We start from the raw sequence: 21463 nt of genomic DNA, 5'->3' as shown, positions 1-21463 counted from the left end.
ATGATCGAGATCCGGAACCTTTCGAAAAGCTTTACCCTGCACAATCAGGGCGGCGTGGCGATCCCGGTGATGGCGGGAGCGCATCTGCGCGTGGCCGGCGGCGAATGCGTTGGGCTGGTCGGCCGGTCCGGCGCCGGCAAATCGACGCTGATGCGCATGGTCTATGGCAATTACCTGGCCGAGGCCGGCTCGATCCGCATCGGCGAGGTCGATGTGGTCACGGCCGAGCCGCGGCAGATCCTGGCCTTGCGCCGCGCGGTTCTGGGCCATGTCAGCCAGTTCCTGCGCGTGGTGCCGCGCGTGCCGACGCTGGAGGTGGTGGCCGAGCCGCTGTTGCGGCTGGGCACCCCGGCCCCGCAGGCGCGGGCGCGTGCCGCGGATCTGCTGGCGCGGCTGAACATCCCCGAGCGGCTGTGGCGGCTGTCGCCCACCACCTTTTCGGGCGGCGAGCAGCAGCGGGTCAACATCGCCCGCGGCTTCGCCCATGACTATCCGGCGCTGCTGCTGGACGAGCCGACCGCGAGCCTCGACGCGCAGAACCGCGAGGTGGTGCTGCGCCTGATCGAGGAGGCCAAGGCCCGCGGCGCGGCGATCCTGGGCATCTTCCACGACGAGGGGGCGCGGGACCGGGTCTGCGACCGGCTGGTCGACGTGACCGGCTTTACGCCGGGGCTGGCGGCATGAGCCGGCGGCTGGTCGCCGTGGTCGGCCCCTCGGGCGCGGGCAAGGACACGCTGATGGCGCTGGCCTGCGCCGCGCGGCCTGACATCCGCGCCGCCCGCCGCGTCGTCACCCGCCCGGCCGAGGCGGGCGGCGAGGATTTCGACGGCGTCACCGAGGCCGAATTCGCCGCGCGCGAGCGGGCAGGCGCCTTTGCCCTGCATTGGCGCGCGCATGGGCTGGGCTATGGCATCCCGGCCGCGGCCTTGGCCGGGCAGGGGACGCTGCTCATCAATGCCAGCCGCGCCGTGCTGGCCGAGGCGCGGGCGCGCTTCCCCGGCCTGACGGTGCTGCTGGTGACGGCGCCGCCCGAGGTGCTGGCGCGGCGGCTTGCCGGGCGAGGCCGCGAAAGCGGCGCGGATCAGGCGGCGCGGCTGGCGCGGGCGGGCTTTCCGCTGCCGCCCGGCATCGTGCCGCGCGTGGTGGTGAACGACGGCACGCCGGAACAGGGGCTTGCCCGGTTCCTGGCCGCGCTTCAGCCGGAAAGGGTATAGCGATGCAGCAGGTGAAAGCGCCCGTCCTCGGCCTCGCCGAACAGGCACAGGTCCGAGACCTTGAAGGGCCGGGGCAGGACCGGGGCGAAATGCGCCTCCAGGATCCGCGCCGCCTCGGCGGCCAGCGGTTCCTCCAGCCGGTCGGTCAGGGTCAGGTGGAAGCGGAATTCCTCCATCACATAGGGATAGCCCCAAAGCTCCAGCAGCTCGCGCTGCCGCGGCGTCAGCTGCTCGGGGCGGCGGCGGGCGATCTCGGCCTCGGTCAGGGGCGCGCGAAAGCCGTCCAGCGCCGCCACCACCGTCGCGGCCAGGGTTTGCAGCGGCGCGGTGTCGCCCTCGGGCACCAAGGCCAGAAAGCCGCCAAGGCTCGCCAGCCGCAGCCCGGGCAGGATCACCGGCGAAAGCCGCGCCGCCAGAGCCTCGACCGCCCGGTGCAATGCTTCGGCATCCCGGCCCTCGGCCAGCCGGAAGGGCGGCTTCAGCGTGCCGTGAAAGCCGTATCGGCGCGGATCGCGGGTGATCTCCTCGGCCGGCAGGCCCAGTTCCGGCGGGGTCAGCGGCTGGCCCGTGGTGGCATCCCAGCCCAGCCATGCATCGGCGCGGCGGGCGAATTCCCCCTCGGGCGGGGCGTAATAGACGGCGTAACGCTTCATGATTTCCATGCGCAGGCTCTTATCGCTGGCATGTCACAGGCTTGTGACACGGCGCTGGCATTCAGCCCGCCCATGGAGCCAGACGCAAGACAGGACAGCACGAAATGACCGAGACGATCCTTGCCAATGCCACGCTTATCCTGCCGGGCGAGGTGATCCGCGGCGCGCTGCGCATGGCGGATGGCCGCATCGCCGCCATCGATCCGGGCCGGACGGTGCCGACGGGCGCGCTGGATTGCGAAGGCGATCTGGTGCTGCCGGGCCTGATCGAACTGCATACCGACAATCTGGAGCGGCACATCCAGCCGCGGCCTCGGGTGCATTGGCCGCATCAGGCGGCGATCCTGGCCCATGACGGCGAACTGGCCAGCGTGGGCATCACCACGGTCTTCGACGCGCTGCGCGTCGGCTCGGTCGTGTCGGACGGCAAGGCGAACTATGGCGAATATGCCCGGGCGCTGGCCGACGAGATCCTGGAGCTGCGCGCCATGGGCGCGCTGAAGATCAGCCATTTCCTGCACCTGCGGGCCGAGGTCTGTTCCGAAACCCTGGTGGCCGAGATGGCGAAATTCGGCCCCCGGGACCGCATCGGCATCGTCAGCCTGATGGACCACACGCCCGGAGAGCGGCAGTTCCGCGACCTCTCCAAGCTCAAGGACTACGTCTGCGGCAAGCACGGCCTGTCGGACGAGGGCTTTGCCGACCATGTCGCCAGCCAGCGCGCCCTGCGCGACCGGCTGGGCGCGCTGCACGAGGAAACGGCGGTGGCCGAGGCGCGGCGCTATGGCGCGGTGCTGGCCAGCCATGACGACACCACGGCGGCGCAGGTCGCGGTTTCGGCCGGGCATGGCGCGCATTTCGCCGAATTCCCGACCACGGCCGAGGCGGCGCGGGCCTGCCGCGACCACGGCATCCGGGTGATGATGGGGGCGCCGAACCTGATCCGCGGCGGCAGCCATTCCGGCAATGTCGCGGCGGCGGATCTGGCCGAGGCGGGGCTTCTGGACATCCTGTCCTCGGACTACGTGCCCTCGTCGCTGCTGTCGGCGGCGCTGCTTTTGGGCGATCTCTGGGGCGACATGGCGCGCGGCATCGCCACCGTGACCCAGGCCCCGGCCGAGGCGACCGGGCTCGGGGATCGCGGCCGGCTTGCGGCCGGGGCGCGCGCCGACGTGATCCGCGTCGCCCGCATCGGCGAGGCGGGGGCGCTGCGCGGCGCCTGGGTGCAGGGCAGGCGCGTGGCCTGACCGGGCGGACTGGCGGCGGCCGTGGATATTCTTGCGGGCCGATGTCACATTTCCGGGCGCTGCCTCGTCAAGCCGGTGCAACAGCAGAACGGAGCAACCGATGACACCCCGCATGACCGATCATTTCGACCGCGCCAGGACCGGCTATCGCGCGCTGACAGGCTTCGAGGCCGCGCTGCAGGCCGGCCCGCTGGAGCCGAAGCTGCTGCATCTGGTCAAGCTGCGCGCCTCGCAGATCAATGGCTGCGCCTTCTGCATCCAGATGCACGTGGCCGAGGCGTTGCAGGACGGCGAGACCCATCTGCGCCTGCACATGGTCGCCGGCTGGCGCGACAGCCCGCTGTTTTCCGACCGCGAGCGCGCGGCGCTGGCCTGGACCGAGGCGCTGACGCTGATCGCCCAGACCGGGGCGCCGGATGCGGATTGGCAGGCGGTCGAGGCGGCCTTTTCCCCGGACGAGCGCGCCTGGCTGACGCTGGCCATCGGCGCGATCAACCTGTGGAACCGCGTGCAGGTCGGCCTGCGCGCCCCGCATGCGATGGGCCTGCCGGCAGAACGGGCCGATGCGGCCTGACCGCGCCACGCAAACCTTTCAGGCGCAGCGGCCCCGTCTGCTGCGCCTGGCCTATCGCATGCTCGGCAGCCATGCCGAGGCCGAGGACATCCTGCAAGAGGCCTGGCTGCGCTGGAACCGCAGCGACCGGACGGGGATCGCCGAGCCGGCGGCATGGCTGACGCGGGTCGTCTCGCGCCTGTGCCTCGACCAGATGAAATCCGCCCGCGCCCGGCGCGAGTCCTATCCCGGCACCTGGCTGCCCGAGCCGCTGATCGAACCCCAGGACGACAGCCTGCGCGCCGACAACCTGACGCTGACCCTGATGATGGCGCTGGAGCGGCTGACGCCGCTGGAACGCGCCGCCTTCCTGCTGCACGACGTCTTTGGCGAAAGGCTGGACGAGGTCGCGGAAACCATCGGCCGCAGCCCGGCCGCGACGCGGCAGCTGGCCGCACGGGCGCGGGCGCATGTGCGCATCGACCGGCCCCGCCATGCCCTGCCGAAAGAGACCGGCGAGGCGCTGGCCCGCGCCTTCTTCGAGGCCTGCCGGCAAGGCGATCCGGCGGTGCTGGGCCGGATCCTTGCCCGCGACGTGCGGATCTATTCCGACGGCGGCGGCAAGGTGGTGGCCTTCCTCAACGTGATCGCGGGGGCCGAGCGCGTCGCCCGGCTCTATGCCGGGCTGGCGCGCAAGCCCGGCCCGCCGCCCGAGTTCCTGGGCGCCGTCACCATCGACGGCCTGCCCGGTTTCCTCAGCCGGGTCGGCGGCCACCTGCAAACCACCGCCCTGCAGATCAGGGACGACGGCCGCATCGCCGCCATCTTCATCACCCGCAACCCCGACAAGCTGGCGGGGCTGCGGCCGGCCGTTCAGAACGGGCTGTCGGGATAATAGAACTGCTCGGCGTTCTCGGGGGTGATGAGCTGGCTGCTGATGATGAAGCGCCCGGTCATCGGCGCATTCGACACGAAGTTCAGCGCCGTCATCTCGATGGCCGAGGAGATCAGCGCCGGCGGATAGGTCACGTTCACCGGCAGCTGCTTGTCGCCCTCCATGATGCGCTTGACGATTTCCTTCATGCCGGCGCCGCCGATCACCCACATCTCGTCCTGCCGGTTCGCGGCCGAGATCGCTTCGAGCACGCCGATGGCCATGTCGTCGTCGGCCGCCCAGACCGCGTCGATCTGCGGATATTTCGCCAGATAGTCCTGCATCACCGCAAAGGCGTCGTCGCGGTTCCAGTTGCCGTGCTGCATGTCGAGGATCTCGACCTCGGACCCCTCCAGCGCCGCCCGGAACGCATCGACGCGCTCGTTGTCCAGCGTGGTCGGGATGCCGCGCAGCACCACGACCTTGGCGCCGGGCTCAAGGTTCTCCTTGAAGTACTCCCCCGCGACGCGGCCGAAGGCGGTGTTGTCGCCGGCGACGTAAAGATCCTCGATCCCCTCCTGGCTCAGCCCGCGATCCACCACGGTCACGAACTTGCCCGCATCCTTGACCGCCTTGACCGGCGCGGTCAGCGGCTCGGATTCGAAGGGCAGCACCACCAGCGCGTCGATGTTGCGCGTGGCCATCATGTCCTCGATGTCGTTGACCTGCTTGGCCGGGTCGCCGGCGGTGGAGAGCACGAATTCAAGGTTGGGATAGGCGGCGCCCAGCCGCTTGATCGTGTCCTGCGCGTGCCAGTTCAGCCCGCCCATGAACCCATGCGTGGCGGACGGGATCGACACGCCGATGATCTTCTTCTCGGCCTCCTGCGCGACGGCAGGGGCGGCGATCCCCATCGCCGCCATCAGGGCCGCGGCTTTCATCAGGCTTCTGCGTTTCATCTGTTGCTTCCTCCCCAGTCACCGCTCCTCGGCGGTGCGTTTCTCCCGCTGCAAGACGACAGCAAGAACGATGATGACCCCCTGGATCGCCCCGTTCAGATAGGGGCTGACCAGATCGGCCAGATTCAGGATGTTGTCGATCAGCGACAGGATCAGCACGCCGACCACCGTGCCCCAGACCCGGCCGCGGCCGCCCTTCAGCGCCGTGCCGCCGATGATGACCGCGGCGATGGCCTCAAGCTCCCACAGAACCCCGGTCGAGCCCGAGGCCGAGCCCAGCCGCGGCACGTAAAGCACAACCGCCAGCCCGACCAGCACGCCCAGCAGCACATAGGTCAGAAGCCGCATGCGATTCACGTCGATGGCCGAATAGCGCGCGACCCGGTCGTTCGAGCCGATGGCCTCGACATGGCGGCCAAAGCGGGAATGGCGCATGGTCCATTCGCCAAGGACCGCGACGATGGCAAAGGTGATGATCGGCCAGGTGATCCAGCCGATGCCGCTGTAATAGACCGGCCGGTAAAGCGTGCGCAGCCCGTAATCCAGCGACAGCGTGCCGCCATCGGCCAGCCATGTGACCAGCGAGCGGAAGATGCCCATGGTGCCCAGCGTGACGATGAAGGGCTCGATCCGCGCCTTGGTGACCAGCGCGCCGTTCAGGTATCCGGCGGCGACGCCGCCAAGGATCGCCACGCCCATGCCGACCAGGACCGTGCCCCAGTTCAGGCCGGTCGTCGGCAGGGCGGCGTTCATGGCGATGATGGCGATGCCGGCCAGAAACGCGGCCATGGACCCCACCGACAGGTCCAGCCCGCCCGCGGTGATGACGAAGGTCATGCCGACCGCGATCAGCCCGATGAAGGCCGAGCGCGCCAGCACGTTGGTGATGTTCGCCGGCGCCAGGAAGGCGCTGTTCAGCGCCGCGCCCAGGATCACCAGGGCGACCAAAGCGACAAGTGGGCCAAGGGTATGCAGGTCGATCTTCATGCGGCTTCTCCGGTCACGCCCATGGCAAGGCGGACGATGCGGTCCTCGGTCATGTCCTCGCCGGCCAGTTCGCCGGCCAGCCGCCCCTCGCGCATCACCAGCACGCGGTCGGCCAGGCCGATCACCTCGGTCATCTCGCTGCTGATGACGATCAGGCTGCGTCCCTCGGCGGCAAGCTTGCGGATGAAGGCATAGATCTGCCGCTTGGTGCCCACGTCGATGCCGCGCGTCGGCTCGTCAATGAGAATGATTCGAGGATCTGGAAGCATCACCTTGGCCATCAACAGCTTTTGCTGGTTTCCTCCCGACAGCTTTCCGGCCGGCATGTCGCGGCGCGGGGCGCGGATGTCGAATTCCCGCGTCGCGCTGTCCAGCGCGGCATCTTCGGCCCTGGTGTCCAGTCGCCATCCGCCGAAGCGTTCCAGCGTCGCCAGCGTCAGGTTCTCGCGCAGCCCCTTGTCGAGCAGCAGCCCCGCCTCCTTGCGGTCCTCGGTCAGATAGGCGAGGCCGGCGGCAAAGGCGTCGCGCAGGCTGCGGATGGCGACGGGCCGGCCCTCGACCCGGATCTCGCCGGTCGAGGGACGCAGCCCGACCAGCCCCTCGGCCAGTTCGGTGCGGCCGGACCCGACAAGGCCGGCGATGCCCAGCACCTCGCCCCGGCGCAGGGTAAAGCTGACGTCGCGGACCCGGCCGGGCACGGACAGGCCCCGGACCTCCAGCGCAGGCGCGTCGCCCGGCTGGCCCTTGGGCGGGTAGAAATCCTGCAATTCGCGGCCGACCATGGCGGTGGCCATGCCGTCCTCGGTCAGCTCGCCGCGCAGCGCCTGCCGCACGACGCGGCCGTCGCGCAGCACGGTGATGCGGTCGGCCAGATGCGCCACCTCGTCCAGCCGGTGAGAGCAGTAAAGGATCGCCACCCCCTCGGCCCGCAGCCGGTCGATCTGGGCGTAAAGCGCGCCGACCTCGCGATGGGTCAAGACGGCGCTGGGTTCGTCCATGATCAGCACGCGGGCCTTGCGCGACAGGGCCTTGGCGATCTCGACCATCTGGCGGTCGGGCACGGACAGGTCGCGGATGCGCGCCTCGGGGTCGATGCGGGTGTCCAGCCGCTTGAGCAGCGCGGCGGTCGCGTCCCGCATCGCGGCATGGTCCAGCCGCCAGCCGCCGATCTCGCGGCCCAGGAACACATTCGCCGCCACGGTCAGGTCGGGGGCAAGGTTGAATTCCTGGTGGATGACGACGATGCCCTGCGCCTCGGCCTCGGGCCCGCTGGCGAAATGGACGGGCTGGCCGTCCAGCAGGATCTGGCCCGATGTCGGGTCAAGGAAACCGCCCAGGATCTTCATGATCGTGGATTTTCCGGCGCCGTTCTCGCCGATCAGGGCATGGACCTCGCCCGGCTCCAGTGCCAGTCCGACGCCGTGCAGCACTTCGATCGGGCCGAAGCTTTTCGAGACGTTGTCGAGCGCCAGCACGGTCACGGCCGGACCTCGACCCAGGCGCCGCCGCGTGCCGAGGAAGCCTGCGCGGCAGCGATGAACGCCATGCCGGACAGCCCGGCCTCCAGACCCGGCACGCGGTCGGAGAGGCTGGAGTCGCCTCGAATAATCGAGGCTATATCTCGGTAAAGATTGGCGAAACCTTCCAAATATCCCTCGGGATGTCCCGGCGGCGTGCGATATGAGGCGCTGCGGTCCTGCGCCCGGGTCAGGATGCGGGCCGGGCCGTCCTTGGGCGACAGGATCAGCCGCTCGGGGTCGGTCAGGCGCCATTCCAGCGCCGCCTCGGTGCCGAAGACGCGCAGCGACAGTCCGTTTTCCTGGCCGACGGCGACCTGGCTGACCCAGATGCCGCCCCGCGCGCCCGAGCCGTAGCGCAGCGCGATGCGGGCATCGTCATCGACCGTGCGGCTCGGCACCATGCTGGAGAGTTCCGCCGACAGGGACGCGGGCGTCTGGCCGGTGACGAATTGCGCCAACTGCCAGGCATGGGTGCCGATGTCGCCGATGGCCCCGGCACCGGCGCGGGCGGGATCGGTGCGCCATTCGGCCTGCTTGCTGTCGGCGCGGTCGGCCAGCCAGCCCTGCAGATATTCGGCCTGCACCAGGCGGATATCCCCCAGCGCGCCCTCGGCCACCAGCGCACGGGCCTCGCGCACCATGGGCATCGCGCAATAGTTATGGGTCAGGAAGAACCGCGCGCCGCTGGCCCGCGCTGCCTCGGCGATCTCGCGCGCCTGTTCGGGCGTCGCGGCCAGCGGCTTGTCGCAGATCACATGGATGCCGGCGCGCAGAAAGGCCGCGGCGGGGGCGGCGTGCAGGTGGTTCGGGGTGACGATGCTGACCGCCTCGATCCCGTCCTCGCGGGCGGCCTCGGCCCGCGCCATCTCGGCGAAGTCGTCATAGCCGCGGATGCCCAGTTCGGCGGCGCTGGCCGCCGCGCGCGCGGGGTCCGAGGACAGCGCCCCCGCGACCAGCACGAATTGCCCGTCCATGCGCGCCGCGATGCGATGGATGGCGCCGATGAAGGCGCCGCTGCCGCCGCCGACCATGCCCAGGCGAACCGGCCTCATAGCCCCAGCGCCCTGTCGATGGCCGCTCGGTCGACGCGGCTGGCGGCGAAATCGTCGAAGGCGTGCGGCGTCACCCGGATGATGTGGTCGCGCACGAAACGCGCGCCTTCGCGCGCGCCGTCCTCGGGGTGCTTCAGCGCGCATTCCCATTCGACCACCGCCCAGCCGTCGAAACCGTATTGCGTCAGCTTGGAAAACACCGCGCCGAAATCCACCTGACCGTCGCCGGGACTGCGGAAACGGCCCGCGCGTTCGGCCCAACCCTGATAGCCGCCATAGACCCCCTGCCGGCCGGTCGGGCGGAACTCGGCATCCTTGACGTGGAACATGCGGATGCGGTCGCGATAGATGTCGATGTTCTGAAGGTAATCAAGCTGTTGCAGGACATAATGCGAAGGGTCGTAAAGCATGTTCGCCCGGCGGTGCCCGTCCACGCGGTCGAGGAACATCTCGAATGTCACGCCGTCGTGCAGATCCTCGCCCGGATGGATCTCATAGCAGAGATCCACCCCGTTTTCCTCGGCCAGGTCCAGCAGCGGACGCCAGCGTGCGGCCAGCGTGTCGAAGGCGGCCTCGATCAGCCCCGGCGCGCGCTGCGGCCAGGGGTAAAGATAGGGCCAGGCCAGGGCGCCCGAGAAGGTCGCCATCCGGTCCAGCCCCAACAGCCGGCTGACCCGGATGGCGCGGGCGACCTGATCGACCGCCCATTCCTGCCGCGCGCGGGGATTGCCGCGCAGGGCCGGCGGCGCAAAGGCGTCGAAACCCGCGTCATAGGCCGGATGCACGGCGACAAGCTGGCCCTGCAGATGCGTCGAAAGCTCGGTCACATCGACGCCGTTCTGCCGGGCGATGCCCAGGAATTCGTCGCGGTAATCCTGCGACTCCCCGGCGCGCGCCAGGTCCAGGATGCGCGGGTCGTTGGTCGGTACCTGCACGCCCAGATAGCCGCAATCGGCGGCCCAGCGGGTGATGCCGTCCCAACTGTCGAAGGGCGCCGTCTCGCCGATGAACTGCGCCAGGAACAGCGCCGGTCCCTTGATGGTCCGCATGGTTTCCCTCTCTCCTCAAGGGTCAGGCTGCACTTGTCTGCAATCGATTGCAAACATTTTCTTGCGCCGGGCCGCGCCGGGCGCGTAACCTTGGGTGATGGAAAGCCGGACCCCGCCCGGACGGGCCAGATTGTCGGATGTCGCGCGGCGCGCGGGCGTGTCGGCCTCGACCGTCAGCCGGGTGCTGTCCAATCCGGGCGTGGTGGCCGAGGCCACGCGCGAGGCGGTGATGCAGGCGGTGGCCGAGACCGGCTATCGCATGAACCACGCCGCGCGAAACCTGCGCAAGCAAAGGACCGGCTGCGTCGTGGCGCTGGTGCCCAATCTGGGCAACCCGTTCTTTGCCAAGATCCTGGACGGCATGGGCCGGGAACTGGCCGGCGCCGGCTATGACCTGCTGGTCGCCGATACGCTGGAGGATAGCGGGCGGCATAGGCGGCTGGACCGGTTCCTCGACCCCTCGCGGGCGGACGGGATCATCCTGCTGGACGGGCTCGCGCCCTTTGGCGACCTGGCCGGGCGCGCGGACCTGCCGCCGGTGATCACCGCCTGCGAATGGATCGAGGGCGCGGACCTGCCCCGCGTCATGCTGGACAATCGCGAGGGCGGGCGGCTGGCCGTGGCGCATCTGCGCGCGCTTGGCCACGCGCATATCGGCCTGATCGGCGGCCCGCCCGGCAACGTGCTGCACAAGGCCCGGCGCGAGGGCGCGATGGAGGCGGCGGGCGACGCGCGGATCACCGAGTTTCCCGGCGACTTCACCCTGCAATCGGGGCAGCAGGCGGCGCTGGCCTGGCAGGCCCTGCCGCCCTTGGACCGCCCGACCGGCATCTTCGCCTTTTCCGACGAGATGGCCTGCGCCTTCATGGCCGGGCTTCAGCGCGCCGGGCATCTTGTGCCGCGCGACGTGTCCATTGTCGGCTTTGACGATATCGAGCTGGTCTCGCACCTGGCCCCGGCACTGACCACCATCCGCCAGCCCAAGCGCGAGATCGGCCGCAAGGCGGCGCGGACCATCCTGGACCGCATCGCCGGGTGCGAGATCCCGGCCGTGACCCTGCTGGCGCCGCTGATGATGGCGCGCGAGACGACGGCGCCGCCGCCCTGAATGGCCAAAGGGCGCCCCTGCGGACGCCCCCCTTGCTGCGATATGGGTCGGTTCAGTCGGCGCTGGCCTCGTTCAGGCGCAGCCCGGCGGGGGCGCCGTGCAGGTCGTGGATCGGGGCGACCTCGGCCCCGGCCTCGCCGGCCAGCACGCGGTCGAACTGTTCGCGGTCCAGCGCGCCTTCCCAGCGGCTGACGACGACCGTGGCCACCGCATTGCCGATGAAATTGGTGATCGAGCGGCATTCCGACATGAAGCGGTCCACGCCCAGGATCAGCGCCATGCCGGCGACCGGCACCGTGGGCACCACCGACAGCGTCGCGGCCAGGGTGATGAAGCCCGCCCCGGTCACGCCCGCCGCGCCTTTCGACGACAGCATGGCGACCAGCAAGAGCAGGATCTGCTGTTGCAGCGTCAGGTCGGTATTGGTGGCCTGGGCGATGAACAGCGCCGCCAGCGTCATGTAGATGTTGGTGCCGTCCAGGTTGAAGCTGTAGCCGGTGGGCACGACCAGACCGACGACGGAACGCTTGCAGCCGGCCTTCTCCATCTTCTCCATCAGCGAGGGCAGGGCGGATTCCGAGGAGGAGGTGCCCAGCACCAGCAGGATCTCGGCCTTGAGATAGGAGATCAGCCGGAAGATCGAAAAGCCGTTGAGCATGCAGACCGTGCCCAGGATCACGATGACGAACAGGGCCGAGGTCAGGTAGAAGGTGCCGACCAGCGTCGCCAGGTTCACCACCGAGGCGATGCCGTATTTGCCGATGGTGAAGGCGAAGGCGCCGAAGGCGCCGATGGGCGCGGCCTTCATCAGGATGTCGACCATGCGGAACACGGCATGGCTGATCGCCTCGAACAGCGCCACGACCGGCTTGCCCTTGTCGCCGATCAGGATCAGGCCGATGCCGAACAGGATGGCGACGAACAGCACCTGCAGGATATTGCCGTCGACGAAGGCCGAGGTGATCGTGGACGGGATGATGTCCATGACAAAGCCGGTCAGCGAGGATTCATGCGCCTTGGCGGCGTAATCCGAGACCTTGCTGGCATCCAGCGTCGCCGGGTCGATGTTCATGCCGGCACCGGGCCGGATGACATTGGCGGTGATCAGCCCGACGATCAGCGCCAGGGTCGAGAAGGTCAGGAAATAGCCGAAGGCCTTGCCGACGACCGAACCCACGCCCTTCAGCGTGCCCATGCCGGCCAGGCCGGTGACGATGGTCAGGAAGATGACCGGGGCGATGATCATCTTGACCAGCTTGATGAAGGCGTCGCCCAGCGGCTTCAGCGCCTCGCCGGTCTCGGGATAGAAATGCCCGATCAGTGCGCCGGCGGCGATGGCGCAAAGGACTTGGAAATAGAGATGCCTGTAAAAGGGCCGCGGTGCGTGAGCGACCGGCGCGGCCGTGGTGTCGATGTGCATGGGGCCTCCTCCAACCTGCGTATGACGATGATGTGACCGCCATGATAAATTCGCGGGCCGCGGCGCCCAAAAACCCGGCGCATGACAGCAATGCATTGTAATCATGGCTTTTTGTCCAAGGGCGCCGGTCAAATCCGTGTGGTTTTCCGCACAGTGCGGATCTGCTAGTGTGGAAATCCGCACAAAGCCCGACCGCAAGGGAATCCATGGCTGCCACAACCGATTCGCAAGGCGAGAGACCCAGCCCGATGCTGTGGCGGCTGACGCTCGCCGTCGCCGTGGCGCTGGCCCTGCTGGCGGCGATGGCGCTGACCTTTCGGCTGGCCCATGGCAATGCCGCCCGCGCCCTGATCGAGCGGCTGGAGATCAGCGCGCAAAGCCGGGTGCAGACGCTGGAAAGCGTGCTGGCCAAGCAGCGCGCGGTGGCCACGGTCCTGTCCGACGATGCCGCCGTGCTTCAGGCGCTGGCCGAGCCGTCGCCCGCCAATGTCGCGCGGGTGTCGGAAAAGCTGGAGCGGTTGCAGGAACAGACCAGCAGCGCGGTGATCTACCTGCTGGATCGCGACGGCATGGCCATCGCTGCCTCGAACTGGCACGATCCCGACAGTTTCGTCGGCTCGGACTACAGCTTCCGCAGCTATTTCAGCGAGGCGCTGCTGCGGGGCGAGGCGACGCAATTCGCGCTTGGCACCGTCAGCCGCCGGCCGGGGCTCTACCTGTCTCACGACGTGCCGCAGAGGGGCGAGCCCCTGGGCGTCATCGTGGTGAAGGTGGAATTCGACGCGATGGAACAGGGCTGGGCGCAGGCGGCCGAGACCACGCTGGTTGCGGACGCGGCCGGGCAGGTGATCCTGTCCAGCGCGCCGCAATTGCGCTTTGCGCCCCTGCCGCCGATCCCGGCCGGGCAGGTCTCGGCCCGGCGCGCGGTGCCGGGGGCGGGCTGGGTGCTGTGGATCCACGCGCCGGGGACCGAGGCGGTGCGGGCGGGGCTGCTGGCGATGGGCACCGTCGGCTTCCTGTTCACGCTGCTGCTGGCGGGCGGGGTTTCGGCCGCGCGGGCCCGCACCCGCGCCGCCCGCCGCATGGACGCCGAGCGCCGCTATCGCGCCGACCTGGAGCGCGCGGTCGAGGAACGCACCCGCGACCTGACCGCCGAGATGCGCGAGCGCCGCACGGCCGAGCAGCGGCTGGCGCAATTGCAGAGCGAGATGGTGCAGGCCAACAAGCTGGCGACGCTGGGCCAGATCACCGCCGGCGTCGCGCATGAGGTGAACACCCCCCTGGCCACCATCCGCCTTCTGGCCGAGAACGGCCGGCAGATGCTGCCGGCAGAGGCGCCCGACCTGGACCGCAACCTGGGCCAGATCCTGCGCATGACCGACCGCATCGCCCAGATCACCACCGAGCTGCGCGGCTTTGCCCGCAAGGCTACGGGCGAGCTGGGTCCGGTCGCGCTCAAGGATGCGCTGGATGCGGCGCTGCTTCTGACCGCCAGCCGGCGGCGGGCGCAGGACATCCGCCTGGTCCTGCCCCAGATCCCGCCCGGCCTGCGGGTCATGGCCGAGACCGTGCGGCTGGAGCAGGTGCTGGTGAACCTGATCCAGAACGCGCAAGAGGCGCTGGAGGGCCGGCCCGAGCCGGAAATCCGCATCGCGCTGCAGGACGACGGGCCGGTGCTGCGGCTCAGCATATCGGACAACGGGCCGGGGCTGTCGCCGCAGATCGCCGCCCAGCTTTTCACCCCTTTCGCCACCAGCAAGCCCGAGGGGCTGGGCCTGGGCCTGGTGATCTCGCAAGAGATCGCGCGGGATTTCGGCGGCAGCCTGACGGCCGGGCCGCAGCGCGAAGGGCAGGGCGCCACTTTCCACCTGGACCTGCCGAAAGCCGCATGACCGATACACCCACCCCCGATACCCCGCTTGTCCGCCTTGTCGATGACGATCCCGACCTGCTCGAGGCGCAGATGCAGGCGCTGCACCTGGCGGGTTTTCGCGCCGAAGCCTTCACCGATGCGGCCGCGGCGCTTGGCGGGCTTGGCCCGGACTGGCCCGGCGTGGTGCTGTCGGACGTGCGCATGCCCGGCATGGACGGGTTCCAGCTGTTCGAACGCATCCGCGCGCTCGACCCCGACCTGCCGGTGATCCTGCTGACCGGGCATGGCGATGTGCCGATGGCGGTCGCGGCGCTGAAGCAGGGGGTCTATGACTTCCTGGCCAAGCCGGTCGGCGGCGGCACGCTGGCGGCGGCGCTGGCGCGTGCGGCCTCCAGCCGGGCCCTGGTGCTGGAAAACCGCGCCCTGCGCCGCCAGCAACAGGACAGCGCCGCGCGCGAGACCCGGCTGATCGGGCAAAGCCCCTTCATGCAGCACCTGCGCGAGACCGTGGCGCGGCTGGCCGAGGCGGGGGGCGACGTGCTGATCCTGGGCCCCGGCGGCTCGGGCAAGGAAACCGTGGCCCGCGCCATCCACCGCCAGGGTCCGCGCCGCGCCCGCGCCTTCGTTCCTGTCGCCTGCGCCGCGCTGGACGAGGCGCGTTTCGAATCCGAGATGCTGGGCGCCGAGCCGCAGGGCCGCACCCCGCGCGCGCCCGGCCGGCTCGAGGCCGCGCATCGCGGCACGCTCTATCTGGACGAGATCGACGCGCTTGCCCCCGCGCTGCAAGCCCGCCTGCTGGCGCTGATCGAGGTGGGCCAGATCCAGCCCCCCGGCAGCGCCGCGCCGCGGCCGCTGGACCTGCGCGTCATCGCCTCGAGCCGTGCCGACCTGGAACGGCTGATGCGCGAGGGGGCATTTCGCAGCGACCTCTACTACCGGCTGTCGGGCGCCGTCCTGACCCTGCCGCCGCTGGCCGAGCGGCGCGAGGACATCCCCGCGCTGTTTAGGCATTTCCTGCTGGCAGCGGCGGCGCGGCTGAACCTGCCGGTGGCGCCGGTCACGGGCGCGGTCAAGGCTCGGCTGGCCGGCCATGGCTGGCCCGGCAACCTGCGCGAATTGCGGCAATTCGCCGAAAGCCATGCGCTCGGCCTGACCCCCTTCGATCCGCCGGCCGAAGGCGGCGACGCGCCGGGCCTGTCGGATCTGGTCGCGGAATACGAGGCCGAACTGATCCGCGAGGCGCTGCGGCTCGCGCAGGGCAATGCCACCCAGGCGATGGCGCGGCTGCGCCTGCCGCGCAAGACCTTCTACGACAAGCTGGCGCGCCACGGCATCAAGCCCGCCGACTTCCGCCCCGGCTAAAGCGCAGCCAGCCGCTGGCGCAGATGCGGCATCCGCGCCAGCGTCGCGGCCAGCCGTGCGCGCCAGGACGGGCCCTGCGCCATCGCCGTCTCATAGGCGTCGTGCAATTCCTCGGGGCGCTCCTCGGCCAGAACCTCGATCAGGAACTCGGCCTGCGCCCGGTCCTTGCGCGCCTTCAGCGTATCGGGCCCGTCGCGGCGGCGGTCGGCGACGATCAGCTTGTGGATGGCGTAACGCTCGGGCCGCGGCACCTGGATCAGGAAACCGGCGCGGTAAAGCAGCGGCACCCGGATCGGCTCGGCGATCAGGAAGTTCAGGTAATGCAGGCTCTGCGCCGAGACGCCAAGCGCCGGCAGGTCGCGCAGCCCCTCGGTGCCGTCGAAACAGGGGGTCAGGAACTCGACCAGCGTCTGCTGCTCGCCCTGGCGCCAGCGCCAGACCCGCTGCCCCTCGACCGAGGGCAGGGGGGCAAAGCGCAACTCGCGGAACACTTCGGCCAGCGGTTCGGTCACCTGGTCGCCCAGCACCAGGGACAGCCGTTCGAAACTGGCGATGTCGATATCGTCGGTCATCGCCGCCTGGTCGAAGCCGATGCGCACGCCCAACTCGCCCTCGTAGCAGCGGAAGGCTTGGGTGCCGACCAGCGTGCCGCCCAGGCGGAATACCCCCGCCCGCGCCATGGCCGAGATCACCTGCCCCGAGCCGCGGTCGGTCATCAGGCAGCCCTCGGCCCGCAGGATGCGCATCAGGCGCGCGCGTTCGCGCTGGCTCTGCTTCTCGGCCTCGCGCAGGCTCTCCAGCCGCTCCAGCCGCGCGCGCAATTCCTCGCCGTCCTCGCCGATATAGCGGTCGAGGGTGCGGTCGCCGATGCGGAAATGGTCATACCAATACCCCTTCCGCCCGACCTTCTTCAGCCGCGGCACGCCGCGCAGCTCGCTGACCGCCGCATCCTTGAGATGCCGCAGCAGATCGGTCCAGGCCGCCACCGCCACCGGCGAAAGATGCTGCGCCATGAAGGCTACCCCACGGATTTTTTCCCGTGGGGCAGGATAGCGCCCCAAAACCTGCCCCACAAGAAAAAATATGTGGGGTAGTCAAGCCCATCTTCTTCGTTCCTTAAATACCCAATGCTCCCGTGCAACCTGGCACTGCCAGGGCCGGCTCGGCGCCATGCTCGGCAACCCAGGCCAGGGCGCCTGCCAGCACGGCCTCGTGCACCGCGGCGCCGATGGCCTCGCCCAAGGCGGTGTGCAGCCCGGCGAATGCGACACCGCCCGCATCGCAGGCGACCGCGATGCAATCCGTGCCGGTGCCGGTCGCACGCCCGGTCGGCAACGCGATCCCGGCATCCATCACCGCGGCGGTGCGGGCCTCGGCCGCGATGCTCAGCGCCTCGATCATGGCGGCATCGGTCAGCCCCTCCTCGACCAGCAGGGCGATGTTGATCGTGCCGTAGCCGCCGGGCGAAACCATGCGGCGCCGGCCCACCCGCTCGGCATTGCCCAGGCCGACGGTGGCCAGGCAGGCCACCGGCCCGGCATGGGCCAGCCGGTGATGGTGCAAGCCGCGCGAGGTCATCATGCCCACGTCGCCGCCATGGCCGATCCGCGCCATCTCGGCCCCCAGCCAGCCCATGGCATCCAGGTCCGGGGCCAGGTCGGCGTCGCGGACCTGGCGGATCAGGATATGCCGGGCGCTGCGAAAGCCGGGGCGATGCGGGGCAAAGGACAGCACGCGCCGCACCCGTCCCAGATCGGCCCCCAGCCAGGGCGAGGCCAGCGTGACCCGCAAATCCACCCGTGCCACCGCAATCCCTCCTGTGCCCATGCCGGCAGGGGTTTGCGCCATCGCGGGGCGGCGATCAATGCCCCTTTCAGATATGCAGCGCGTGGCCAAGCGCGCGCAGGCAGGCTTCGTGCAGCGCCTCGCCGCGGGTCGGATGGGCGTGGATGGTGCCGGCGATGTCCTCCAGCCGGGCGCCCATCTCCAGCGCCAGGGCAAAGCCGCCGGCCATCTCGGCCACGCCGGCGCCGACCGCCTGGATGCCCAGCACCTCATGCGTATCGGGCCGGGCGGTGACGCGGATGAAGCCCGCCTCGTCGCCCGCCGTCATCGCCCGGCCGTTGGCAGCAAAGGGGAAAAGGCCGGTCACGACCTCGCGCCCGGCCGCCGCGGCCTCCTCGGGGGAAATGCCGACGCTGACGATCTCGGGGTCGGTAAAGCAGACCGCCGGGATCGCCCGCTTGTCCCAGGCGCGGCGCTGGCCGGCGACCAGCTCGGCCACCATCTCGCCCTGGGCCATGGCGCGATGGGCCAGCATCGGCTCGCCGGTCACGTCGCCGATGGCCAGCACGCCGGTCATCGAGGTGCGGCAGCGCTCGTCGATGCGGATGAAGGGGCCGGCCATCTCCAGCCGCAGCCCCGCCACCCCCGCACCGGTCGCGCGCGGGCGGCGGCCCACCGTCACCAGCACCTTGTCGGCCTGGATGTCCTCGGCCCCGTCCACGCCGGCGACGCGCAGCGCGCCGCTGTCCGACAGCCCCCCGGCCCGCGCCCCGGTCAGCACCCGCACGCCCAGCTGGGTCAGGCGTTGCGCCACCGGCCGCGTCAGTTCGGCATCGTATTGCGGCAGGATGCGCGGCGCGGCCTCGACCACCGTCACTTCGGCGCCCAGCTTGGCATAGGCGATGCCCAGCTCCAGCCCGATATAGCCACCGCCGACCACGGCCAGCCGGCCCGGCACCTCGGTCAGCGCCAGCGCGTCGGTCGAGGAGATGACCTTGCCGCCGAAAGGCAGCGCCGGGATCTCGATCGGCTCCGAGCCGGTGGCGATGACCAGCACCTCGGTGCGGATCTGCACCGGACCTTCGGGCGTCTCGACCAGCACGGTCTTGCCGTCGCGCACCGTCGCCCGGCCCGTCACCAGCCGCACCTTGGCCTTGCGCAAGAGCGTGGCGACCCCGCCGGTCAGCCGCTCGACGATGCCGTCCTTCCAGGCCATCGTCGCCCCCAGGTCCAGCCGGGCCGGACCGGCCGAAATTCCCATCGAAGGCGCCGAGGAAAGCTGCGCAAGACGATGAAACTCCTCGGCCGCATGGATCAGCGCCTTCGAGGGGATGCAGCCCACATTCAGGCAGGTTCCCCCGGGCGGCTCGGCATCAACCACCACCGTATCGACGCCCAGTTGCCCGGCGCGGATGGCGCAGACATAGCCGCCCGGACCGGCGCCGATTACCAGCAGCCTGCATTGGATCTCGCGCATCGCTCAGCCCTCCACGAAGATCAGCGCCGGGGTTTCCAGCAGTTCTTTCAGCCGCGCCACGAAGACGGCGGCGTCCCAGCCGTCGATCACCCGGTGGTCGAAGCTGCACGACAGGTTCATCATCTTGCGCGGCTCGAAGGCGGCGCCGTTCCAGTGGGGCCGGACCGCCAGCCGGTTGACGCCGACGATGGCGACCTCGGGCACGTTCAGGATCGGGGTCGAGGCGATGGCGCCCAATGGCCCCAGCGAGGTGATGGTGATGGTCGAGCCGGCCAACTCGTCGCGTTTTGCCGTGCCCTCCTTGGCGGCCGTGCCCAGCCGCCCGATCTCGGAGGCGAGGCTGCGCAGGTCCAGCGCCTCGGCATGGCGGACCACCGGCACCATCAGCCCCGAGGGCGTCTGCGCGGCGATGCCGATATGCACCCCGCCAAAGCGGCGGATCAGCCCGGCCGCGGCATCGTAATGCGCGTTCATCAGCGGCTGGTCGTGCACGGCGCGCACGATGGCGCGGGCGATGAAGGGCAGCAGCGTCAGCCGCGCGCCCTTGGCCTGCGCATTCATCCGGCCGCGCAGATCCTCGACCGCCGTGGCGTCGATTTCCTCGACGATGGTGATCTGCGGGATGCTGTTCGCGGCCTCCATCCGCTCGGCGATCTTGCGGCGCAGGCCGATGACGCGGATCTCCTCGACCGAATTGTCGGGCTGCGGACCCGAGGGGGCGGGGATGCCGCCCGAGGCGATGAAGGCGTCCAGATCCTCGTGCCCGATCCGGCCCGCCGGACCCGAGCCGCGCACCAGCCGCAGGTCCACCCCCGCCTCGCGGGCCCGCGCCCGCACGGCGGGCGAGGCGATGGGCCTTTCGCCCTCGGGGCGCAGGGGCGCGGCGGTGGCGGCGGGGCGTGCTGCCGGTTTCGGGGCGGGCTGCTCTGTCGCGGCTTCGGCCTTCGCCTCCGCCGGCTCTGGATCGGGCGGCGCTGTCTCGGCCTGTCGCGATGGGCCCGATGCTTCGGCCGTCGCCGGTGCCGGGGGGGCGGCGTCGCCGGTCGCGTCGCCGGCCACGTTGCCCGGCCCGTCCACCTCCAGCCGGATCAGCTCGGCGCCGACGGCGATCACGTCGCCGGGCTGCCCGGCCTGCCAGACCACCGTGCCGGTGACGGGCGAGGGGATTTCCACCGTCGCCTTGTCAGTCATCACGGCGACCATCGGGTCGTCCTCGCGCAGGACATCGCCGGGCTTGACCAGCCATTCGGAAATCTCGGCCTCGGCAATGCCTTCGCCGATATCGGGCATGCGGATTGCGTGAATACCCATCTCAGGCCACCTCGACCAGTTGACGCAATGCCTCGGCCACCCGTGCGGGGCCGGGGAAATAGCTCCATTCATGCGTATGCGGATAGGGCGTGTCCCAGCCCGCCACCCGCCGGACCGGCGCTTCCAAGTGCCAGAAGCACTCCGCCTGCACCAGCGCCGCCAGCTCCGCGCCATAGCCCGAGGTCAGCGTCGCCTCGTGCAGCACCAGGCAGCGGCCGGTCTTGTTGACCGAGGCCAGGATGGTTTCCATGTCCAAGGGCAGCAGGGTGCGCAGGTCGATCACCTCGGCATCGACGCCGGATTCCTCGGCTGCGGCCAGCGCGACATGGACCATGGTGCCATAGGTCAGCACCGTGGCCGCCCGGCCCTGCCGACGCAGCACCGCCTTGCCCAGCGGGACGGTGTAATGCCCCTCGGGCACCTCGCCCAGCTCATGGCTTTTCCAGGCCGTGACCGGCCGGTCGTGATGGCCGTCGAAGGGCCCGTTGTAAAGCCGCTTCGGCTCCATGAAGATCACCGGGTCGGGATCCTCGATGGCGGCCAGCAGCAGCCCCTTGGCGTCGCGCGGGTTCGAGGGCACCACGGTCTTGAGCCCCGTGACATGGGTGAACAGCGCCTCGGGGCTCTGGCTGTGGGTCTGGCCGCCGAAGATGCCGCCGCCGGTGGGCATCCTGACCACCATCGGGCAGGTGAACTGCCCGGCCGAGCGATAGCGCAGCCGCGCCGCCTCGGACACGATCTGGTCATAGGCGGGATACATGTAGTCGGCGAACTGGATCTCGACCACCGGCTTCAGCCCGTATGCGGCCATGCCGATGCCGGCGCCGACGATGCCGGATTCGTTGATCGGCGTGTCGAAGCAGCGGGTCTTGCCGTATTTCGCCTGCAAGCCGGCGGTGCAGCGGAAGACGCCGCCGAAATAGCCCACATCCTCGCCGAAGACCACGACGGAGGGGTCGGCGCCCATGGCCACGTCCAGCGCGTCGCGGATGGCCTCGATCATCGTCATGCGTGCCATG

The 21463-nt window shown here is 70.1% G+C and carries 20 protein-coding genes; 8 read left to right on the top strand and 12 right to left on the bottom strand.

The features are described 5' to 3' along the window. Complete coding sequence (gene phnL, locus ACDP63_RS15050) at positions 1-684, top strand: phosphonate C-P lyase system protein PhnL (protein ID WP_024843912.1); 684 nt, start codon at positions 1-3, stop codon at positions 682-684. Next, positions 681-1214, top strand: a complete 534-nt coding sequence (gene phnN, locus ACDP63_RS15045; protein WP_024843911.1) for a phosphonate metabolism protein/1,5-bisphosphokinase (PRPP-forming) PhnN — start codon at positions 681-683, stop codon at positions 1212-1214. The genes phnL and phnN overlap by 4 nt, the downstream gene beginning before the upstream one ends. On the opposite strand, the gene ACDP63_RS15040 is transcribed toward phnN, so the two are convergent. Next, entirely contained in the window at positions 1196-1876 is a 681-nt protein-coding gene (locus ACDP63_RS15040) for a DUF1045 domain-containing protein (RefSeq protein WP_409928202.1), read from the bottom strand. The two genes, phnN and ACDP63_RS15040, sit on opposite strands and share 19 nt — an antisense overlap. Positions 1877-1971: 95 nt before the next feature. Here ACDP63_RS15040 and ACDP63_RS15035 point away from each other — a divergent pair, with 95 nt between their 5' ends. The 3 genes from ACDP63_RS15035 (at position 1972) to ACDP63_RS15025 (ending at position 4562) form a co-directional block, all read left to right on the top strand. Beyond that, complete coding sequence (locus ACDP63_RS15035) at positions 1972-3114, top strand: alpha-D-ribose 1-methylphosphonate 5-triphosphate diphosphatase (RefSeq protein WP_024843909.1); 1143 nt, start codon at positions 1972-1974, stop codon at positions 3112-3114. Positions 3115-3214: 100 nt separating this feature from the next. Then, positions 3215-3688: a carboxymuconolactone decarboxylase family protein gene (locus ACDP63_RS15030; RefSeq protein WP_024843908.1), complete on the top strand. Its 474-nt coding sequence runs from the start codon at positions 3215-3217 to the stop codon at positions 3686-3688. After that, on the top strand, positions 3678-4562 hold the full coding sequence (locus ACDP63_RS15025; protein WP_024843907.1) for a sigma-70 family RNA polymerase sigma factor: 885 nt from the start codon (positions 3678-3680) through the stop codon (positions 4560-4562). Before ACDP63_RS15030 ends, ACDP63_RS15025 begins: the two co-directional genes overlap by 11 nt. Here ACDP63_RS15025 and ACDP63_RS15020 read toward each other — a convergent pair. From ACDP63_RS15020 to ACDP63_RS15000, 5 genes are read right to left on the bottom strand one after another with little or no spacing between them, the layout of a single operon-like run. After that, positions 4541-5500 carry an ABC transporter substrate-binding protein gene (locus tag ACDP63_RS15020; RefSeq protein ID WP_024843906.1) on the bottom strand — a complete coding sequence of 320 codons (960 nt, stop codon included), beginning with the start codon at positions 5498-5500 and terminating at the stop codon, positions 4541-4543. The two genes, ACDP63_RS15025 and ACDP63_RS15020, sit on opposite strands and share 22 nt — an antisense overlap. An 18-nt stretch (positions 5501-5518) precedes the next feature. Beyond that, entirely contained in the window at positions 5519-6487 is a 969-nt protein-coding gene (locus tag ACDP63_RS15015; protein ID WP_024843905.1) for an ABC transporter permease, read from the bottom strand. Next, positions 6484-7968, bottom strand: a complete 1485-nt coding sequence (locus ACDP63_RS15010) for a sugar ABC transporter ATP-binding protein (RefSeq protein ID WP_024843904.1) — start codon at positions 7966-7968, stop codon at positions 6484-6486. Before ACDP63_RS15010 ends, ACDP63_RS15015 begins: the two co-directional genes overlap by 4 nt. After that, complete coding sequence (locus ACDP63_RS15005; protein WP_024843903.1) at positions 7965-9059, bottom strand: Gfo/Idh/MocA family protein; 1095 nt, start codon at positions 9057-9059, stop codon at positions 7965-7967. The genes ACDP63_RS15010 and ACDP63_RS15005 overlap by 4 nt, the downstream gene beginning before the upstream one ends. Beyond that, complete coding sequence (locus tag ACDP63_RS15000; RefSeq protein WP_024843902.1) at positions 9056-10108, bottom strand: sugar phosphate isomerase/epimerase family protein; 1053 nt, start codon at positions 10106-10108, stop codon at positions 9056-9058. Before ACDP63_RS15000 ends, ACDP63_RS15005 begins: the two co-directional genes overlap by 4 nt. 97 nt (positions 10109-10205) lie before the next feature. Here ACDP63_RS15000 and ACDP63_RS14995 point away from each other — a divergent pair, with 97 nt between their 5' ends. Beyond that, positions 10206-11216, top strand: coding sequence for a LacI family DNA-binding transcriptional regulator (locus ACDP63_RS14995; protein ID WP_024843901.1), 1011 nt, complete (start codon positions 10206-10208; stop codon positions 11214-11216). A 52-nt stretch (positions 11217-11268) separates the two neighbouring features. Here ACDP63_RS14995 and ACDP63_RS14990 read toward each other — a convergent pair whose 3' ends face one another. Then, a complete protein-coding gene (locus ACDP63_RS14990; protein WP_024843900.1) occupies positions 11269-12636 on the bottom strand; it encodes a dicarboxylate/amino acid:cation symporter in 1368 nt (455 codons plus the stop codon). A 206-nt stretch (positions 12637-12842) separates the two neighbouring features. Here ACDP63_RS14990 and ACDP63_RS14985 point away from each other — a divergent pair, with 206 nt between their 5' ends. Together ACDP63_RS14985 and ACDP63_RS14980 are read left to right on the top strand one after the other, a co-directional pair. Then, the gene (locus ACDP63_RS14985) at positions 12843-14528 is read left to right on the top strand and encodes an ATP-binding protein (protein ID WP_024843899.1); all 1686 of its coding nucleotides are present in this window, start codon (positions 12843-12845) and stop codon (positions 14526-14528) included. Then, entirely contained in the window at positions 14525-15871 is a 1347-nt protein-coding gene (locus ACDP63_RS14980) for a sigma-54-dependent transcriptional regulator (protein WP_024843898.1), read from the top strand. Before ACDP63_RS14985 ends, ACDP63_RS14980 begins: the two co-directional genes overlap by 4 nt. Here the strand turns inward: ACDP63_RS14980 and ACDP63_RS14975 are convergent. The 5 genes from ACDP63_RS14975 to ACDP63_RS14955 form a co-directional block, all read right to left on the bottom strand. After that, positions 15868-16884, bottom strand: a complete 1017-nt coding sequence (locus ACDP63_RS14975) for a GSU2403 family nucleotidyltransferase fold protein (protein WP_024843897.1) — start codon at positions 16882-16884, stop codon at positions 15868-15870. The genes ACDP63_RS14980 and ACDP63_RS14975 overlap by 4 nt on opposite strands. A gap of 103 nt (positions 16885-16987) precedes the next feature. Beyond that, on the bottom strand, positions 16988-17698 hold the full coding sequence (locus tag ACDP63_RS14970) for an adenosylcobinamide amidohydrolase (RefSeq protein WP_051419602.1): 711 nt from the start codon (positions 17696-17698) through the stop codon (positions 16988-16990). 46 nt (positions 17699-17744) lie between these two features. Continuing rightward, complete coding sequence (lpdA, locus tag ACDP63_RS14965) at positions 17745-19133, bottom strand: dihydrolipoyl dehydrogenase (RefSeq protein ID WP_024843895.1); 1389 nt, start codon at positions 19131-19133, stop codon at positions 17745-17747. Positions 19134-19136: 3 nt separating this feature from the next. Continuing rightward, positions 19137-20444 (bottom strand): dihydrolipoamide acetyltransferase family protein, encoded by a 1308-nt coding sequence (locus ACDP63_RS14960; protein WP_024843894.1) that lies wholly within the window; start codon positions 20442-20444, stop codon positions 19137-19139. Position 20445: 1 nt separating this feature from the next. Then, a complete protein-coding gene (locus tag ACDP63_RS14955) occupies positions 20446-21462 on the bottom strand; it encodes an alpha-ketoacid dehydrogenase subunit beta (protein ID WP_024843893.1) in 1017 nt (338 codons plus the stop codon). Position 21463: the final 1 nt, after the last annotated feature.

This window comes from Paracoccus sp. P2 (genome assembly GCF_046335115.1).
GTDB lineage: Bacteria > Pseudomonadota > Alphaproteobacteria > Rhodobacterales > Rhodobacteraceae > Paracoccus > Paracoccus pantotrophus.
The sequence above is the reverse complement of the archived record's forward strand: the minus strand, read 5'-3'. Positions and strand labels throughout refer to the sequence as shown.

Coding starts and splice junctions, on each gene's coding strand:
- phnL (WP_024843912.1), top strand. CDS start 1: ATGATCGAGATCCGGAACCTTTCGAAAAGCTTTACCCTGCACAATCAG.
- phnN (WP_024843911.1), top strand. CDS start 681: ATGAGCCGGCGGCTGGTCGCCGTGGTCGGCCCCTCGGGCGCGGGCAAG.
- ACDP63_RS15040 (WP_409928202.1), bottom strand. CDS start 1,876: ATGGAAATCATGAAGCGTTACGCCGTCTATTACGCCCCGCCCGAGGGG.
- ACDP63_RS15035 (WP_024843909.1), top strand. CDS start 1,972: ATGACCGAGACGATCCTTGCCAATGCCACGCTTATCCTGCCGGGCGAG.
- ACDP63_RS15030 (WP_024843908.1), top strand. CDS start 3,215: ATGACACCCCGCATGACCGATCATTTCGACCGCGCCAGGACCGGCTAT.
- ACDP63_RS15025 (WP_024843907.1), top strand. CDS start 3,678: ATGCGGCCTGACCGCGCCACGCAAACCTTTCAGGCGCAGCGGCCCCGT.
- ACDP63_RS15020 (WP_024843906.1), bottom strand. CDS start 5,500: ATGAAACGCAGAAGCCTGATGAAAGCCGCGGCCCTGATGGCGGCGATG.
- ACDP63_RS15015 (WP_024843905.1), bottom strand. CDS start 6,487: ATGAAGATCGACCTGCATACCCTTGGCCCACTTGTCGCTTTGGTCGCC.
- ACDP63_RS15005 (WP_024843903.1), bottom strand. CDS start 9,059: ATGAGGCCGGTTCGCCTGGGCATGGTCGGCGGCGGCAGCGGCGCCTTC.
- ACDP63_RS15000 (WP_024843902.1), bottom strand. CDS start 10,108: ATGCGGACCATCAAGGGACCGGCGCTGTTCCTGGCGCAGTTCATCGGC.
- ACDP63_RS14995 (WP_024843901.1), top strand. CDS start 10,206: ATGGAAAGCCGGACCCCGCCCGGACGGGCCAGATTGTCGGATGTCGCG.
- ACDP63_RS14990 (WP_024843900.1), bottom strand. CDS start 12,636: ATGCACATCGACACCACGGCCGCGCCGGTCGCTCACGCACCGCGGCCC.
- ACDP63_RS14985 (WP_024843899.1), top strand. CDS start 12,843: ATGGCTGCCACAACCGATTCGCAAGGCGAGAGACCCAGCCCGATGCTG.
- ACDP63_RS14980 (WP_024843898.1), top strand. CDS start 14,525: ATGACCGATACACCCACCCCCGATACCCCGCTTGTCCGCCTTGTCGAT.
- ACDP63_RS14975 (WP_024843897.1), bottom strand. CDS start 16,884: ATGGCGCAGCATCTTTCGCCGGTGGCGGTGGCGGCCTGGACCGATCTG.
- ACDP63_RS14970 (WP_051419602.1), bottom strand. CDS start 17,698: ATGGGCACAGGAGGGATTGCGGTGGCACGGGTGGATTTGCGGGTCACG.
- lpdA (WP_024843895.1), bottom strand. CDS start 19,133: ATGCGCGAGATCCAATGCAGGCTGCTGGTAATCGGCGCCGGTCCGGGC.
- ACDP63_RS14960 (WP_024843894.1), bottom strand. CDS start 20,444: ATGGGTATTCACGCAATCCGCATGCCCGATATCGGCGAAGGCATTGCC.
- ACDP63_RS14955 (WP_024843893.1), bottom strand. CDS start 21,462: ATGGCACGCATGACGATGATCGAGGCCATCCGCGACGCGCTGGACGTG.